Genomic DNA, 17,465 nt, shown 5'->3' on the forward strand with positions numbered 1-17,465 from the left:
TAGTGGCATCTATGCTATAATATTGAAGTTGTCAAAATTCGTATAAAACGGGTAATATGACTTTGTAGAAAATGTTTGGAGGGCTTATAAATGTCAGCAAAATGGGAAAAGCAAGAAGGTAACACAGGAACACTTACAGTAGAAGTATCTGCAGAAGAAGTAAATGCAGGATTGGACAAAGCGTTCAAAAAAGTCGTTAAAGAAATTAACGTACCAGGTTTCCGTAAAGGGAAAATGCCACGCCAGATGTTCGAACAGCGCTTTGGCGCAGAATCACTTTACCAGGATGCCCTAGACTTCATCTTGCCGGATGCTTACGCAAACGCTGTTGAAGAAGCAGGCCTTAACCCGGTTGACCGCCCGGAAATCGATATTGTCACTCTTGAAAAAGGACAGCCGCTTGTGTTCACAGCTAAAGTAACGGTTAAGCCGGAAGTTCAGCTTGGCGAATACAAAGGCCTTGAAGTTTCTCAGCCAGCTACAGACGTAACTGACGAAGAAATCGAAAACCAATTAAAAGAAAACCAAGAACGTTTTGCTGAGCTTGCTGTTAAAGAAGACGAAGCAATCGTTGAAGGCGACACTGCAGTGATCGACTTTGAAGGTTTTGTTGATGGAGAAGCTTTTGAAGGCGGCAAGGGAGAAAGCTATTCTCTTGAAATCGGTTCAAACTCATTCATCCCAGGCTTTGAAGAGCAATTGATCGGTGCAAAAACAGGAGAAGAAAAAGACGTTGAAGTCACTTTCCCTGAAGAATACCATGCTGCTGAACTTGCAGGAAAAGCTGCAACGTTCAAAGTGAAAGTAAACGAAGTAAAAGCAAAAGAGCTTCCAGAACTTGATGACGAATTCGCTAAAGAAATCGACCCAGAAGTTGAAAGCCTAGAAGCGCTTCGCACAAAAATGAAAGAAACATTGGCTGAACAGAAAAAAGCAAACGCGGATGCAGCACTTCGCGACGAGCTAGTTCAAAAAGCAGCTGAAAATGCAACAATCGACCTTCCGCATGCCATGATCCACACTGAAATGGACCGCATGATGCAGGAATTCGAACAGCGTTTGACTCAGCAAGGCATGAACCTTGACCTTTACTACCAATTCTCAGGCCAAGACGAAGAAGCTTTGCGTGCTCAAATGCATGACGATGCTGAAACGCGCGTACGTGTATCTCTAGTGCTTGAAGCAATTGCTGAAGCAGAGAACATGGAAGTCACTTCAGAAGACATCGACAAAGAACTTGAAAAAATGTCTGGCCAGTTCAATATGGACATCGAGCAAATCAAAACTGCTTTAGGCGGCACTGAAATGCTTGAAAACGACATCCGCATGCAAAACACAGTTGAATTCCTAGTGGAAAACGCTAAGATCACAACTGAAGTGGAAAACGTTGAAGACGCTGAATAATCAACACACATAAGCTTCATAGAAAACAAGGCACGGCGACGTGCCTTGTTTTCCTCTACATAGAATAAAATAAGAATTACATAAACTTGTTGCTGTACTTGAACGATTCTATGGTTTTTTAAGAGGTAGACGGCAAAATGGCGGTGCTGCTCATGGCAAACCGAGGGATTTTGCTGAAAACCTTCAGACGAAGATTAGTAAAGCAAATATTAACGAAGCATTCTTTTTGTAGTAATTCTAATTAGTTGCTACAATAAGCATAATCTTGTAATATTATGGCTTGAATAGGGGTGAATACATTGTTCAAATTCAATGATGAAAAAGACCATTTAAAATGTTCATTCTGCGGAAAACCGCAAGAACAGGTTCGCAAACTGGTTGCAGGACCGGGTGTATATATTTGTGACGAATGTATTGAGCTTTGTACGGAAATCGTAGAAGAAGAGCTGGGTACAGAAGAAGCAGTGGAATTCAAAGAAGTGCCAAAACCAAAAGAGATTTTGGACATTCTTAACGGCTATGTCATCGGCCAGGAAAAAGCGAAAAAGTCTTTGGCTGTAGCAGTATACAACCATTACAAACGCGTCAATTCCAACAGCAAGATCGATGATGTCGAGTTGTCGAAATCCAATATCGTCTTGATTGGGCCGACAGGAAGCGGGAAAACTTTGCTCGCGCAAACTTTAGCGCGCATCCTGAATGTGCCGTTTGCAATTGCAGATGCAACTTCGTTAACTGAAGCGGGTTATGTTGGGGAAGATGTTGAGAACATCCTCTTGAAGCTGATCCAAGCTGCAGACTACGATGTGGAACGCGCGGAAAAAGGCATCATCTATATCGATGAAATCGATAAAGTGGCCCGCAAATCCGAAAACCCGTCCATCACACGTGATGTATCAGGTGAAGGCGTTCAGCAGGCATTGCTGAAAATCCTGGAAGGCACAACGGCAAGCGTTCCCCCACAAGGCGGACGCAAGCATCCTCATCAGGAATTTATCCAAATCGATACGACGAACGTCTTGTTCATCGTCGGTGGTGCATTTGACGGAGTCGATCAAATCATCAAACGCCGTTTGGGCAACAAAGTCATCGGTTTTGGTGCAGATCCAAACAAAGAAGAACTGGACGAGAAGTCGCTTCTTAGCCAATTGATTCCGGAAGATTTGCTGAAGTTCGGTTTAATTCCTGAATTTATCGGCCGTTTGCCGGTATTGGCGAGCCTTGAGCAATTGGATGAAAATGCACTAGTTCAGATTTTGACTGAGCCGAAAAATGCATTGATCAAACAATACCAAAAAATGATGGAACTTGACGATGTCGAATTGACGTTCGAAGAAGACGCCTTGGTGGAAATTGCGAAATTGGCAATTGAACGCAAAACAGGTGCCCGCGGACTCCGTTCAATCATTGAGAACATCATGCTTGAAGTTATGTTCGACTTGCCTTCACGCGAAGACATCGTCGAATGCGTCATCACAAAAGACACGGTGACAAAAAACGAAATGCCGAGACTCATCTTAGAAGATGGCTCTGAATACGACGAAAAAGACAACGAAAAAACATCCGCATAATGTGAAACGCCGTTCTATGTGAGCCTTTGCTCCATGGTGGGGTGTTTAACCAATCAGACTTTGACTCTTGCTTCCTCCCGAGCAATCGGGAGTGCGGTGTAAGGGGAAAGTGAGTAAAAAAGGATGATACGGGCTGACTCTGATCGTGCACATCCGCGCGTACGGGGTCAGCTTGTTTTTTTGACGAAAATAATCGGAGGTGCAACTCCCTAATGGCTAAGAGAAAAGTAACCAAACGTGTACCATTATTGCCGCTGCGAGGGCTTCTCGTATTTCCGACAATGGTGCTTCATATTGATGTCGGCCGTGATCGGTCGATTGCCGCTTTAGAACAGGCAATGCTTGAAGACAATATTGTCTTTTTGGCAACCCAAAAAGAAATGAGCATTGAGCAGCCTGAAAAAGACGATCTGCAAAAAATCGGAACGCTCGCGTATGTAAAACAGATGCTGAAACTGCCGAACGGCACAATCCGCGTCTTAGTGGAAGGCCTGGAGCGTGGGCAATGGAAAAATTACGAGGAAGAAGAAGCTTTCACCGTCGTGGAAGTCACTTCCTTCCCGGATGAGCCGGAGCGCACAGCGGAACAGGATGCCTTGATGCGCATGCTGCTCGAGCATTTCGAGAAATACGCCAAAGCTTCGAAAAAAGTATCAACCGAAACTTACAACACGGTAGCCGATATCGAAGAACCGGGCCGCCTGGCCGATATGGTTGCTTCGCATTTGCCGCTGAAAGTGAACGAAAAGCAGGAAGTGCTGGAGACGTTTGACGTCAACACGCGGCTTGAGATGCTGATTGCGCGCCTTCACAACGAACAAGAAGTGATCGATCTGGAAAAGCGCATTTCACAGCGCGTGAAAAAATCGATGGAACAAACGCAAAAAGAATTTTATTTGCGCGAACAAATGAAGGCCATCCAAACGGAACTTGGCGACAAAGACGGCAAATCCGGTGAAATCGTTGATTTGAAGAAACGCATTGAAGACGCCGGCATGCCGGAATCAACCGAGAAAGCGGCTTTGAAAGAACTGGACCGCTACGAAAAATTGCCGTCTGCAGCAGCAGAGAGCGGCATCATTCGCAATTACATCGAATGGCTTGTCACGATTCCATGGTCAGAAGCGACAGAAGACCGCCTCGACATCAAATACGCGGAAGAAGTGCTCGACCGTGACCATGATGGATTGGAAAGCGTCAAAGAACGCGTGCTGGAATATTTGGCTGTCCAACAGATGACCAATTCCTTGCGCGGACCGATTCTTTGCCTTGTCGGCCCTCCAGGTGTAGGGAAGACCTCTCTTGCGAAATCGATTGCGGAATCGCTTGACCGCAACTTTGTCCGCATTTCGCTTGGCGGGGTGCGTGACGAATCAGAAATCCGCGGCCATCGCCGGACCTATGTCGGCGCGATGCCGGGACGCATCATCCAAGGAATGAAACGCGCAGGCACAGTCAATCCGGTGTTCTTGCTGGATGAAATCGATAAAATGTCGAACGACTTCCGGGGAGACCCATCGTCGGCAATGCTTGAAGTATTGGATCCGGAACAAAACAATTCGTTCAGCGACCATTACATTGAAGAAACGTATGATCTATCGAACGTGCTGTTCATTGCCACTGCAAATGATCTGGGTTCCATTCCAGGGCCGCTTCGCGACCGGATGGAAGTCATCACAATTGCGGGCTACACAGAAGCGGAAAAACAAATGATTGCGAAAAACCATTTGGCGCCGAAGCAATTGAAAGAACATGGCTTGACTGAAGAACAGCTGCAATTTGAAGAAAGTGCACTGCTTAACCTGGTCCGCTATTATACGCGGGAAGCGGGTGTCCGTGGACTCGAGCGCACAATCGCTTCGGTTTGCCGGAAAGTGACGAAACAGATTGTGGCAGGCGAAAAAGAGCAAGTGGTGGTAACGGCGGATGCCATCGAGGATTACCTCGGCAAACGCAAATTCCGCTACGGCATGGCAGAAAGCGTCAACCAAGTCGGCGTGGCTACCGGCCTTGCGTATACAACTGTCGGCGGCGATACGCTTCAAATCGAAGTATCGCTGTCACCGGGCAAAGGCAAATTGCAGTTGACCGGGAAACTGGGAGATGTCATGAAAGAATCGGCGCAGACGGCCCTGTCGTTTGTCAGAGCACGCGCCGAGTCACTGGGCATCGACCCGAACTTCCACGAGTCGAATGATATCCACATACACGTTCCGGAAGGCGCTGTTCCAAAAGACGGCCCTTCTGCGGGGATTACGATTGCGACGGCGCTGGTATCTGCGCTGACGAAACGCCCGATCCACCGCGAAGTCGGCATGACGGGTGAAATCACCTTGCGTGGCCGCGTTCTGCCGATTGGCGGCGTGAAAGAGAAAACTTTAAGCGCTCACCGTGCCGGACTGAAAACAATCATCCTGCCGATCGACAACGAGCGGGATATTGAAGACATTCCAGAAAGTGTCCGCGAAGAATTGACGTTCAAACTCGTTTCGCTGGCGGATGAAGCGCTGGAAATCGCATTAGAAGGAGCAAACGAATGATAGTCAATAATGTAGAACTTGTAATCAGTGCCGTCCGCCCGGATCAGTATCCGGAAGACGGCCTGCCCGAATTCGCTTTAGCGGGCCGTTCGAACGTCGGGAAATCGTCGTTCATCAATAAAATGATCGGCCGCAAAAGCATGGCGCGCATTTCCTCAAAACCGGGGAAGACGCAGACGCTGAACTTCTATAAAATAGAAGAAAAATTATTTTACGTCGATGTACCAGGCTATGGCTATGCCAAAGTCTCTAAATCGGAACGCGAAGCTTGGGGCAAAATGATCGAGCGCTACATTACCGGACGTGAGGAATTGCGTGCGGTAATCCAAATCGTCGATCTGCGCCACGCACCGAGCCGGGACGATATCGCGATGTACGATTTCATGAAGCATTTTGATATTCCATGCATCATCATTGCCACAAAAGCGGACAAGATTCCAAAAGGCAAATGGGAGAAGCACAAAAAAGTGGTTCGCCAGACGCTCGAAATGGACAAAAACGATCCATTGATCGTCTTTTCATCCGAAACCGGTCTTGGCAAAGAAGCCGCTTGGGCGGAAATCGAAAAAAGAATGTAACGTGAAGGAAGCGCAGCTGAGGCTGCGCTTTTTTTATGGAAAAAAGTAGAATGGGGCTTTGCCGCAAGTAAAGGGCACTTTCGCTTTTCGCCGAAAAGCAGGCAGTTAAAAGGGTTTCTGGTTTTGAATGGGGCTGGATATTAGCGTACCGCAGATAAATTTAGAACACCGCAGATAAACATCTCGGCTCGCCCAATTCACAAGCCATCCTCAACTCCCAACGCCGCGTAACCGGAAAAGCACCAATACGGACCCGCGCTGCGCCTAAGTTCTCGCACTATTTCGACTAAGAGCGTTATGCTTGTTAGTGGTCTGTCGCTTTGATAAACTTACATTATAATAATTATAAATAAACATACATTCATTGCTTGTTCACAAATTACAAAGCTTAGAACAGTACAAAAGTGGTATACTTACTTATATTGAAATATGAACGTGAAAGGTGTTTTGATCCCATGCATACATTAGTAGTCGGGGTGAATTATCGCTCTGCACCGGTGGAAATCCGCGAGAAGCTTTCATTCATCGAATCGGAACTTCCACAAGCCATGCAGGCGTTAAAAGAACAAAAAAGCATATTGGAGAATGTCATCGTGTCTACTTGCAACCGGACAGAAATCTACGCGGTGGTCGATCAGCTTCACACGGGGCGCTATTATGTGAAGCAATTCTTGGCGGATTATTTCGGTCTGTCCCAAGAAGCGTTCTCGCAGTATTTATTTGTCCACGAGCAGGAAGAAGCAGTTGAGCATTTGTTCCGTGTGACGGCCGGCATCGACTCAATGGTGCTTGGGGAAACCCAAATTCTTGGCCAAGTGAGAAACAGCTTCCTTGCTGGACAGGAAAACGGCACGACCGGAACGGTTTTCAACCAATTGTTCAAGCAGGCCGTGACATTGGCGAAACGGGCGCATTCCGAAACAGCAATCGGCGAGAATGCCGTATCGGTTTCTTATGCGGCTGTTGAGCTGGGCAAGAAAATTTTCGGCACGTTGAAAAACAAACGGGTCGTTATTTTAGGCGCGGGCAAAATGGGTGAACTGGCCATTAAGAACTTGCAGGGCAGCGGCGCAGACAATGTGACGGTCATCAACCGTACGTTTGAAAAAGCCGAAGACTTGGCACAAAAATTCAACGGCCGTGCAGTGCCGATGAACCAATTGCAATGCGCACTTTTAGAGGCGGATATCCTGATTTCGTCGACAGGTGCAACGGACTACGTCATCGATTACGAATTGATGCAGTTTGTTGAAAAACTTCGCAAAGGCAAGCCGTTGTTCATGGTGGACATCGCAGTGCCGCGCGACGTGGATCCGCGCATCTCGGAATTGTCGAATGTGTTCTTGTACGATATCGATGATATGCAAGGAATTGTCGAAGCGAACCTGGCTGAGCGGGAACGCGCAGCTGGCGAAATCATGACGATGGTCAACCACGAAGCGCAGCAGTTCAACGACTGGCTGACAACGCTTGGCGTCGTACCGGTGATTTCCGCTTTGCGCCAAAAAGCATTGACCATACAGGCGGAAACGATGGCCAGCATTGAAAACAAAATGCCGGACTTGACCGACCGTGAAAAGAAAATCCTGAACAAACATACGAAATCGATCATCAACCAATTGCTGAAAGAGCCGATTTTGCAGGCAAAAGAAATGGCCGGCGCACCGAAATCACGCGAGCAGCTTGAATTGTTCCAGCAGATTTTTGGCATCGAAGAAGATGTGCAAGTGGAAATTGCGAAACAACTGAAAGCTCCGCAGAAACAGGCGGCAACCAATAAAGAACAGAACGTTCAAAAACAAGAAACTCCCGGATATTCATTTTAAGCTTTCTGAAAGAGGCGTTTTCGAATCTATATGCTAAAATGTAGATGCGGGAACGCCTTTAATTATGGAAACGAAGGGGAATGGGATGGCTGATATAACAATGGCAAGGCTGCATGAAGCTATGGTTATTCTATATGCTGTCAGCCTTGTTTTTTATTTTATTGATTACTTATATAAAGAGAAAAAAGCAAGCCGCATTGCGATGGGCTTGCTTGGCATCGTATGGATTATGCAGACCGTATTCCTCGTTTTGTACATCATCGAAACGCAGCGATTCCCGATCCTGACTTTGTTTGAAGGGATCTATTTTTATGCGTGGCTGCTGGTGACGTTGTCGCTTGTGCTGCGAATTTTTTACCGCTTTGATTTTGCGGTGTTTTTCATCAATATCATCGGATTTATCTTTATGACTATCCATACATTTGCGCCGGTGCAAATTGAAAAGTCGCCGGCAGGGCAGGACCTGGTTTCGGAATTGTTGTTTATCCACATTACATTCGCCATTCTGTCGTATGTCGCTTTTTCACTGTCGTTCGTGTTCTCGGCGCTGCACCTCATTTTGTACCGCTTGTTGAAAAAGAAAAAGTGGACGAAGCAGTGGAGCAATTTGCCGTCGCTCGGCCAGACGGAACTGGGTATGACGATTTCCATTCTTGTCGGAATTTCTCTGCTGTTCGTGTCGCTGGTCCTCGGCCTGCAATGGGCCGTCATCTCATTGGCGGAATTTTCGCTGCTCGACATGAAAATCGTCGGATCGTTCATCCTGCTGCTTATTTACAGCTGGGTGTTATACCGCCACCGAAAAGGCAATTTGAACGGCATGTCTTATGCATTGGCGCACATTTATGCGTTTTTGCTTTTACTCATCAACTTCTTCCTCGGGAGCCGGTTGTCTGAATTTCATTTTTGGTATTAAAGAAAGGTAGGATTCATTTGAGAAAAATTATTGTAGGTTCAAGAAGAAGCAAGCTCGCGTTAACGCAAACGGGGCAGTTTATCGATAAATTGAAAGCGTCTGGAGCACCGTTTGAATTTGAAATCAAAGAAATCGTCACAAAAGGCGATCGCATAGTAGACGTCACGCTTTCCAAAGTCGGCGGAAAAGGTTTGTTTGTAAAAGAAATCGAGCAGGCTTTGCAAGATAAAGAAATTGATTTCGCTGTCCACAGCATGAAAGATATGCCGTCAGTGCTTCCGGAAGGCTTTGTCATCGGTTGTGTACCGGAACGCGAAGACCCGCGCGACGCTTTTATCTCAAATAACCACGTGAAATTCATGGACCTTCCGGTAGGAGCAGTTGTCGGAACAAGCAGCCTGCGCCGCAGTTCGCAGCTTTTGTTGATGCGTCCAGACCTGGATATCCAGTGGATCCGTGGAAACATTGACACGCGCCTGGAAAAGCTGAAATCCGGCCAATTTGATGCCATCCTTCTTGCTGCTGCAGGTTTGAAGCGCATGGGCTGGAAAGATGACCTGGTAACGGAATTCCTTGAAGTGGAAGACTGCCTGCCGGCGATTGGCCAAGGTGCCCTTGGCATCGAATGCCGCGAAGACGACACGGAACTATTGGAAGCTTTGGCAAAAGTTAACGACGAAAAAACAGCGTTGGCGGTCCATGCCGAGCGCAAATTCCTGCGCGATATGGACGGCAGCTGCCAAGTGCCGATTGCCGGCTATGCAACAGTTGCAGATGGTGAAATCTCGTTTACCGGCCTCATTTCTTCTCCGGAAGCCGATGAAGTGTATAAAGAAACAGCCGTGAGCCGCGACCCGATCGAAGCTGGGCGCATCGTTGCCGAGCGCATCAGCGCACAAGGCGGCTACGAATTAATCCAAAAAGTAAAAGCCGAGAACCATGTGTGAAGCTAATCTTCCATTAAGAGGCGAAACCGTCGTCTTCACCGGTTCCAACGAGCCGCAGGAAGCGGTTGAATATGCAGAGAAACTGGGCGCTAAAGCCCTCTACTTACCGCTCATAAAAACTTCAGTCCGGCAGTCGCAACTGCCGGATTTCGAACGTTATGACTGGTTAATCTTTACGAGCGGCAACAGTGCAGACGCTTTTTGCCAACTGCACATCAAGACGGATGCGAAGATTGCCGCAGTGGGGGAAAAGACGGCGGGTGTTTTGGAGCAGCATGGCTACACCGTCAGCTTTATGCCAAGCATCTACAGTGCCGATGTATTCATTCAGGAATTCCCGGCTGTAGCGGGCAACGCGGACTGTCTTTTCATCAAAGGGTCGCTCGCCAAAAATACCATTGCATCGATGCCGTTGAAGGTGGATGAATGGATTATTTACGAAACGAGCTTTAAAATAGAGAATGCCGAGAAATTAAAAGCCTTAAAAGGCGTAACCGTGATTTTTGCCAGTCCGTCCGCTGTGGCCGCATACCGCGAAGCCGGCGGGGGCTGGTCAGGAATCCGCATTGCCGCCATCGGGCACGTAACTGAAGCCGCTATCCAGAAGCAAGGCGGAACGGTGGATTTTATTCCAAAGAAATATACGTATATCGAAGTGATCAACGAAATCGCGAAAGGAAGTTTTAACAAATGACTGATTTGAAATTCAACCGCGGACGCCGCTTGCGCGGATCTGCCAACCTCCGCTCAATGGTCCGCGAGACAAGCTTGCACAAAGAAGATTTCATTTATCCGATTTTCGTCGTAGAAGGCGAAAATATTAAACATGAAATTTCATCAATGCCGGGTGTTTTCCATTTTTCATTGGACCGCCTTGGCGAAGAATTGGACGAAGTTGTAGACCTTGGAATTCCATCCGTTATTTTGTTCGGTGTGCCGAATGAAAAAGACGCAGTCGGAACGCAAGCTTACCACGACCACGGCATCACGCAAGAAGCCATCCGTTTTGCGAAACAGCGCCACCCGGAATTGGTTGTCATTGCCGATACGTGCCTATGCCAATACACCGACCATGGCCATTGCGGCGTGATCGAAAACGGCGTGATCTTGAACGATGAGTCGCTTGATCTGCTGGCTCGTACAGCTGTATCGCAGGCGAAAGCTGGTGCAGACATCATCGCACCGTCGAACATGATGGACGGCTTTGTAGCGGCAATCCGCTACGGACTGGACCAGGCTGGATTTGAAAACACACCGATCATGAGCTACGGCGTGAAGTACGCATCTGCTTACTACGGACCGTTCCGTGAAGCAGCGCATTCTACACCGCAATTCGGTGACCGCAAAACCTATCAGATGGACCCGGCGAACCGCTTGGAAGCACTTCGCGAAGCGGGCTCGGACATCGAAGAAGGCGCAGACTTCATGATCGTAAAACCGGCTCTTTCTTACCTCGACATCGTCCGTGAAGTACGCGACAATTTCGATATTCCGATCGTTGCCTACAACGTATCAGGCGAATATGCGATGGTCAAAGCGGCCGCTTTGAACGGCTGGGTGGATGAAAAGAAAATGGTTCTTGAAACTTTGCTTAGCATGAAACGGGCAGGAGCAGACATTCTGATGACGTACCATGCAAAAGACGCGGCACGTTGGCTGGAGGAGAAATAAATGGGATACGAAAATTCGATTGCAGCATTCACAGAAGCGAAAAAATTAATGCCGGGCGGAGTCAATTCGCCGGTCCGTGCATTCAAATCCGTTAACATGGACCCGATTTTCATGGCATCCGGCAGCGGCGCAACGATTACGGACATCGACGGCAACACTTACATCGACTACGTCTTGTCTTGGGGACCGCTGATTTTGGGCCATTCCCATCCGGACGTTGTCAAAGCGATCCAGGAAGTGGCTGTATCCGGAACAAGTTTCGGCGCACCGACTTTACTTGAAAATGAACTTGCGAAACTTGTAATGGAACGTGTTCCTTCTATTGAAATGGTGCGCATGGTGTCTTCCGGTACGGAAGCGACGATGAGTGCATTGCGCGTGGCGCGCGGCTATACCGGCCGGAATAAAATCCTGAAATTCGAAGGCTGCTACCACGGCCATGCGGATAGCTTGCTGATCAAAGCAGGTTCTGGCGTTGCGACGCTCGGATTGCCGGATTCCCCAGGAGTTCCGGCATCGGTTGCGGCAAACACGATCACGGTTCCTTACAACGACTTGGAAAGTGTGCGTATGGCGTTCAAAGAGTTCGGCGACGATATCGCGGCTGTCATTGTAGAGCCGGTTGCCGGCAACATGGGCGTCGTGCCGCCGAAAGAAGGTTTCCTTCAAGAACTGCGCAATTTGACGACCGAATTCGGAACGATCTTGATCTTTGATGAAGTCATGACCGGTTTCCGTGTCGGCTACAACTGTGCACAAGGCCATTTCGGCGTCACGCCGGATATGACCTGCCTTGGAAAAGTCATCGGCGGCGGCCTTCCGGTCGGCGCATTCGGCGGCAAACGCGAAATCATGCAGCAAGTGGCGCCAAGCGGATCAATTTACCAGGCAGGCACCCTGTCCGGCAACCCACTAGCCATGACTGCAGGCTATGAAACTTTATCCCGTTTAAATGAAGAAACGTACGAAACTTTCGTCCAGCGCGGCGATCAGCTTGAAGCCGGTTTCCGTGCAGCAGCTGAGAAATACAACATTCCGCACACGGTGAACCGCGCCGGTTCGATGATTGGCTTCTTCTTCACGAATGAAGACGTCGTCGACTTCGATTCAGCAAAAACATCGGACACGGAACTGTTTGCAGACTACTACCGCTTGATGGCGGAAGAAGGCATTTTCCTGCCGCCTTCCCAGTTCGAGGGCATGTTCCTGTCAGCAGCGCATACCGAAGCGCATATCGCAAAAACAGTAGAAGCTTTCCATACCGTATTTGCGAAATTAGCGAGATAATAGTAGATTTAGCCCGGCCGCTTTGATAGCGGTTGGGCTTTTTTTTGTGGAATTAGGGCGAGTGATCATAGAAGCGCGGTAAGTGACCATAGACTATGGCTGAGTGATCATAGACCCTGATCAGTGACCATAGAATCAGGTAGAGTGATCATAGGACGTCGATAAGCGCTCGTAGAATCCATATATCAACCTCATGGCAATCAAATCTAAGAATTTCTCCTGCTCCATCGATGCTGCTGCAAGAAAAGGAGAGGTTGCCGCAACTAAACCGGCACTTTCGCTTTTCGCTGGCGAAAAGCCGGCATCCCTAATCTTTTCGGTTTTGAATAAAAGAAGAATTTGAAGCTCCCCAAAAATTTTCTCCCAATTACAAGATTTCAAGCACCATTTCCTGTACGATAGAAAGTAACAGTATTTCGGAAAGCGAAAGGCAGGGATGCAGATGTACATATTCTTAAGGACAGCCGGGATTGCCGCGCTTGCCGGCTGGCTGTTCGAAACGCTCGGCATTTTCTTGCCGTGGCTGCTCGGGCCGATGTTCACCATATTGCTGATCAGCCAATTTACGAGCCTCAAATTGTTTTGGCCCAAATCACTGCGCACGACTGGACTGATTCTACTCGGCGTCCAAATCGGTTCGTCGTTTACACGCGACGCAGTCTTATTGATGTGGTTGGACTTGCCGTATATGGCGTTCATGACGATTTCGGTTGTTTCCTTATCGATAGCGCTCGGCCTGTTATTCAAGAAAATGGTCAATGAAAGCTTGGCGACGAGCCTGCTTGGTTCGATTCCCGGAGGCCTTGCGCAGATGGTCGTCATCGCGGAAGACATCCCTTCGGCGAATCTCACCGTCGTAACGATGATGCAGACCATCCGGATTTTCATGGTGGTGACGATTGTTCCGTTTCTGACGGTGTTTCTTACCGGCAGGGAACAAGGCGAACTCACCGTGCAGACATTTACGTTTGCACCCGTAGCCGTTTTTGTCGGCTTACTCGTCGGTGTCATTTTGTACTTTGGAATGAAGCGCATTGGTTTCCCGGCTGCGGAAATCCTTGCGCCGATTTTGACGCTGGCCATTGTCCAGACAGTAACAGGGGATATCTTGATTGATATTCCGTACTGGCTGACTGCTTTTGCGCAAATTTGCATCGGGGCGAGCCTTGGCTTGCAGATGGAAGGGATTGGGGACAAGTTGACGGTGCGCCTGGGCACAGCGATCGTTCTCAACAATGTACTGCTCATCAGTTTTACGGCATTCATTGCCTACCTGTTGGCCAGATGGCTGCCGGATTATATCTTCCTGGATTTCTTTTTGAGTGCAGCACCTGGCGGCATTGCGGAAATGGCGATTACGGCGCTCGCGACCGGCGGGGATGTGGCGCTCATCACAAGTTTCCAATTGTTCCGGCTGTTTTTCATTTTGCTCGTGGCATCGCCGATTGTTGCCTATATTGTGAAAAAACTTGACGCTAAAAGCGGAGCTTGAGTATAATGGATGAAAGTATATATTTGATGCGTTGATGAGGATAGTAAAATGTGCGTACATTTCAGAGAGAAAACCGAGTGGTGAGAGGTTTTCATGAACCAGCATTTGAATGTCACCTCGGAGCAGTTCCTGTGAAACGTGAGTAGTGGGAACCGGATGTGAAATCCGTTATCGAACTTGAGAGCCAGGTTTATTTTGACTTGTGCATAAAGGTGGTACCGCGAACAACTCCTTCGTCCTTTTACAGACGAAGGGGTTTTTTTTATTTTCCGGGAAGCCTTCTCTCAAGGCAACACAAACATAAAGGAGGAATTTCAATGACTGAACAAACGCCGACAACCCCGCAAATGCCGACGAAGTACGATCCGCAAGCGATTGAAAAAGGCCGCTATGAGTGGTGGATCAACAACAAATTCTTTGAAGCGAAACCCGAAAGCGGCAAAACGCCGTACACGATTGTGATTCCGCCGCCGAACGTAACGGGGAAACTTCACCTGGGCCATGCGTGGGATACAACGCTGCAAGACATCATGACGCGCATGAAGCGCATGCAAGGATTTGACGCTCTATGGCTTCCGGGAATGGACCATGCTGGAATTGCCACGCAGGCAAAAGTAGAAGGCAAATTGAAAGAAGAAGGGAAATCCCGCTACGATTTAGGGCGCGAGAAGTTCCTAGAAGAGTCGTGGAAATGGAAAGATGAGTATGCAGGTCATATTCGTGAACAATGGTCGAAACTGGGCCTTGGACTTGATTATTCCCGCGAACGTTTTACCTTGGATGCCGGCTTGTCGGATGCGGTTAAGGAAGTATTCGTAAAGCTTTACGAAAAGAAACTGATTTACCGCGGCAAGTACATCATCAACTGGGATCCGGCGACGAAAACCGCGATTTCGGATATTGAAGTTATCTACAAAGACGTACAAGGTGCGTTCTACCATATGCGCTACCCGCTGACAGACGGTTCTGGCTATATTGAAATCGCGACAACGCGTCCGGAAACGATGCTTGGCGATACAGCGGTAGCGGTTCACCCGAAAGATGAGCGCTACCAGCATTTGATCGGCAAAACGGTAACATTGCCGATTATCGGCCGCGAAATGAAAATTGTCGCAGACGATTACGTAGACATGGAATTCGGAAGCGGCGCTGTGAAAATTACCCCGGCACACGACCCGAATGACTTTGAAATCGGCAATCGCCACAATTTGGAACGCGTACTGGTTATGCACGAAGACGGCACGATGAACGAAAATGCCGGCAAATACGAGGGGCTCGACCGCTTCGAATGCCGCAAGCAAATCGTTAAAGACTTGCAGGACATGGATGTTTTATTCAAAATCGAAGAGCATCTGCATTCGGTTGGACATTCGGAACGCAGTGGGGCAGTGGTTGAGCCTTATCTGTCGACACAGTGGTTTGTTGACATGAAGCCATTGGCGAAACAGGCGATTGACCTGCAGCACGGCGAAGACGGTGTCAACTTTGTTCCGGACCGTTTTGAAAAAACATACTTGCACTGGATGGAAAACATCCGTGACTGGTGCATTTCGCGCCAACTGTGGTGGGGCCACCAGATTCCGGCTTGGTACCATAATGAAACCGGCGAAATTTACGTAGGAATGGAAGCGCCGGCAGACGCGGAAAACTGGACGCAAGACGAAGACGTACTTGATACGTGGTTCTCTTCCGCATTATGGCCGTTCTCGACACTCGGCTGGCCGGAAGATAGCGATGAGTTGAAACGCTATTACCCGACAGATGCTTTGGTTACCGGCTACGACATCATTTACTTCTGGGTATCGCGCATGATTTTCCAAGCGCTTGAATTCACGGAAGAAAAACCGTTCAAAGACGTATTGATCCACGGCTTGGTGCGCGACGCAGAAGGACGCAAAATGTCGAAATCACTCGGCAACGGCGTTGACCCGATGGACGTTATTGCGGAATACGGAGCGGATTCGCTTCGCTACTTCCTGGCAACCGCTTCAAGCCCAGGGCAGGACCTGCGCTTCTCCATGGAGAAAGTGGAATCCATCTGGAACTTTGCCAATAAAATCTGGAATGCGTCACGCTTTGCGTTGATGAACATGGACGGCATGACTTACGAGGAAATCGATCTTTCCGGCAAGCGCTCTGTTGCTGATTCATGGATCCTAACCCGTTTGAATGAAACCATCGAACAAGTGACGCATCTCGCAGAACGCTACGAGTTCGGTGAAGTGGGCCGCTCGCTTTACAACTTCATCTGGGATGATTTCTGTGACTGGTACATCGAAATGGCGAAACTGCCATTGTACGGCGAAGACGAAGACGCGAAGAAAATGACGCGTTCGGTTCTGGCGTATGTACTCGATAACACGATGCGCCTGTTGCATCCGTTTATGCCATTCATCACCGAAGAAATCTGGCAGAACTTGCCGCACGAAGGCGAATCGATTACAGTTGCTGCTTGGCCGACAGTGGACGAGTCGTTGACCGACCAAAGCCAGTCTTCGAGCATGAAGCTGTTGATGGACATCATCACAGCTGTTCGTACGATCCGCGCAGAAGTTCAGTCGCCGATGAGCAAGAAAGTAGCCTTGACGATTTCCGCAAAAGACGCGGGTATTCATGCGGTTCTTAAAGAGAACGCCGCCTATATCGAACGTTTCTGCAACCCGGAAACTTTGACGATCGGCGAAAGCATCGAAGCACCGGAAAAATCAATGTCCGCCGTTGTATCAGGCGCCGAATTGTTTATGCCGCTTGAAGGCTTGATCGACATTGACGCAGAACTGGCACGCTTGAATAAAGAACTTGAGAAATGGGCAAAAGAAGTGAAACTCGTTCAAGGCAAACTGTCGAACGAACGCTTTGTTTCCAAAGCGCCGGAAGCGGTAGTTGCGGAAGAACGCAAAAAAGAAGCTGACTACCTGGAGAAACACGCCACAGTCGAAAAACGCATCGAAGAGTTGAAAAACCTGTAAATTGACGAACCGCTTTCCTTCGGGAGAGCGGTTTTTTTATGTGCGGATTCTCTAGCGTGCAAAGCTGGTTGTCGTTAACCGGTGTTTTTAGGATTTCTATCGAAGTTTTTGAAGTTTCTATCGGCGTTATCGAAGTTCTTATCGGAGTTTTAACATTTTCTATCGAAGTTTCCAAGATTTCTATCGAACTTTTCCCGATACGCGAAGATTGACATTCGAAAACCGATTTGATATATTTATACCTGACGAACGGTCGGAAGGTGG

At 48.3% G+C, this 17,465-nt stretch carries 12 protein-coding genes and 1 other annotated feature; all 12 genes read left to right on the forward strand.

The genetic code is table 11. The annotated features are described in order from the left end of the window. Window positions 1–90 precede the first annotated feature (90 nt). The 12 genes from tig to QWY22_RS07700 all read left to right on the forward strand — a co-directional run bounded on the left by tig (window position 91) and on the right by QWY22_RS07700 (window position 17,201). The gene (gene tig, locus QWY22_RS07645; protein WP_300983823.1) at window positions 91–1,404 is read left to right on the forward strand and encodes a trigger factor; all 1,314 of its coding nucleotides are present in this window, start codon (window positions 91–93) and stop codon (window positions 1,402–1,404) included. A gap of 299 nt (window positions 1,405–1,703) precedes the next feature. Next, window positions 1,704–2,975, forward strand: coding sequence for an ATP-dependent protease ATP-binding subunit ClpX (clpX, locus tag QWY22_RS07650; protein ID WP_036806103.1), 1,272 nt, complete (start codon window positions 1,704–1,706; stop codon window positions 2,973–2,975). 212 nt (window positions 2,976–3,187) lie between these two features. Then, window positions 3,188–5,515 (forward strand): endopeptidase La, encoded by a 2,328-nt coding sequence (gene lon / locus QWY22_RS07655; RefSeq protein WP_300983824.1) that lies wholly within the window; start codon window positions 3,188–3,190, stop codon window positions 5,513–5,515. Next, window positions 5,512–6,093: a ribosome biogenesis GTP-binding protein YihA/YsxC gene (yihA, locus tag QWY22_RS07660; RefSeq protein WP_300983825.1), complete on the forward strand. Its 582-nt coding sequence runs from the start codon at window positions 5,512–5,514 to the stop codon at window positions 6,091–6,093. Before lon ends, yihA begins: the two co-directional genes overlap by 4 nt. Before the next feature lie 455 nt (window positions 6,094–6,548). Then, window positions 6,549–7,919 carry a glutamyl-tRNA reductase gene (hemA, locus tag QWY22_RS07665; protein WP_300983826.1) on the forward strand — a complete coding sequence of 457 codons (1,371 nt, stop codon included), beginning with the start codon at window positions 6,549–6,551 and terminating at the stop codon, window positions 7,917–7,919. 85 nt (window positions 7,920–8,004) lie between these two features. Next, window positions 8,005–8,835: a cytochrome c biogenesis protein CcsA gene (gene ccsA, locus QWY22_RS07670; RefSeq protein ID WP_300983827.1), complete on the forward strand. Its 831-nt coding sequence runs from the start codon at window positions 8,005–8,007 to the stop codon at window positions 8,833–8,835. A 17-nt stretch (window positions 8,836–8,852) separates the two neighbouring features. After that, window positions 8,853–9,782: a hydroxymethylbilane synthase gene (gene hemC, locus QWY22_RS07675; RefSeq protein ID WP_300983828.1), complete on the forward strand. Its 930-nt coding sequence runs from the start codon at window positions 8,853–8,855 to the stop codon at window positions 9,780–9,782. Further along, window positions 9,775–10,476, forward strand: coding sequence for a uroporphyrinogen-III synthase (locus QWY22_RS07680; RefSeq protein WP_300983829.1), 702 nt, complete (start codon window positions 9,775–9,777; stop codon window positions 10,474–10,476). The genes hemC and QWY22_RS07680 overlap by 8 nt, the downstream gene beginning before the upstream one ends. Continuing rightward, entirely contained in the window at window positions 10,473–11,453 is a 981-nt protein-coding gene (gene hemB / locus QWY22_RS07685) for a porphobilinogen synthase (protein ID WP_300983830.1), read from the forward strand. Before QWY22_RS07680 ends, hemB begins: the two co-directional genes overlap by 4 nt. Continuing rightward, window positions 11,454–12,740 carry a glutamate-1-semialdehyde 2,1-aminomutase gene (gene hemL, locus QWY22_RS07690; RefSeq protein ID WP_300983831.1) on the forward strand — a complete coding sequence of 429 codons (1,287 nt, stop codon included), beginning with the start codon at window positions 11,454–11,456 and terminating at the stop codon, window positions 12,738–12,740. Window positions 12,741–13,182: 442 nt separating this feature from the next. Further along, window positions 13,183–14,232 carry an AbrB family transcriptional regulator gene (locus tag QWY22_RS07695; protein WP_300983832.1) on the forward strand — a complete coding sequence of 350 codons (1,050 nt, stop codon included), beginning with the start codon at window positions 13,183–13,185 and terminating at the stop codon, window positions 14,230–14,232. A 22-nt stretch (window positions 14,233–14,254) separates the two neighbouring features. Next, window positions 14,255–14,476 (forward strand) — a binding site (T-box leader). 73 nt (window positions 14,477–14,549) lie between these two features. Continuing rightward, the gene (locus tag QWY22_RS07700) at window positions 14,550–17,201 is read left to right on the forward strand and encodes a valine--tRNA ligase (protein WP_300983833.1); all 2,652 of its coding nucleotides are present in this window, start codon (window positions 14,550–14,552) and stop codon (window positions 17,199–17,201) included. Window positions 17,202–17,465: the final 264 nt, after the last annotated feature.

Origin of the sequence: Planococcus liqunii, from assembly GCF_030413595.1 — a bacterium.
In the GTDB taxonomy this organism is placed as follows: domain Bacteria; phylum Bacillota; class Bacilli; order Bacillales_A; family Planococcaceae; genus Planococcus; species Planococcus liqunii.